This is a genomic window from Elizabethkingia argenteiflava (assembly GCF_009904105.1).
In the GTDB taxonomy this organism is placed as follows: Bacteria; Bacteroidota; Bacteroidia; order Flavobacteriales; family Weeksellaceae; genus Elizabethkingia; species Elizabethkingia argenteiflava.
The window spans coordinates 1-242 of sequence record NZ_JAAABJ010000603.1 but is presented as its reverse complement, the minus strand read 5'-3'; the positions used below and the strand labels follow the sequence as shown (position 1 = coordinate 242).

The following is a 242-nucleotide window of genomic DNA, read 5'->3' as shown; positions in this document are numbered from 1 at the left end:
TACGGATTATTTGGAACAGTATTCTTTACCTTGTTAAAACAGGTTGTCAATGGCGTATGCTTCCCCAAGATTTCCCCAAGTGGCAACGGGGGTGTACTATTATTATAAAAAGTGTGCAGATATGGGGCAATTCGAACTAGTGTTGGAACATTTACGAGGCAAATTTCGAGTAAAACTAGGACAAAAATCAGAGCCATCGCTTGGTATTATGGACAGCCAGAATATTCGCTGGGGCAATAACC

1 protein-coding gene is annotated in these 242 nt (G+C 41.3%); it reads left to right on the top strand.

The window, feature by feature from the left end:
• Positions 1-5: 5 nt before the first annotated feature.
• Positions 6-140, top strand: a complete 135-nt coding sequence (locus GNY06_RS15275; protein WP_394350838.1) for a transposase — start codon at positions 6-8, stop codon at positions 138-140.
• Positions 141-242 lie beyond the last annotated feature (102 nt).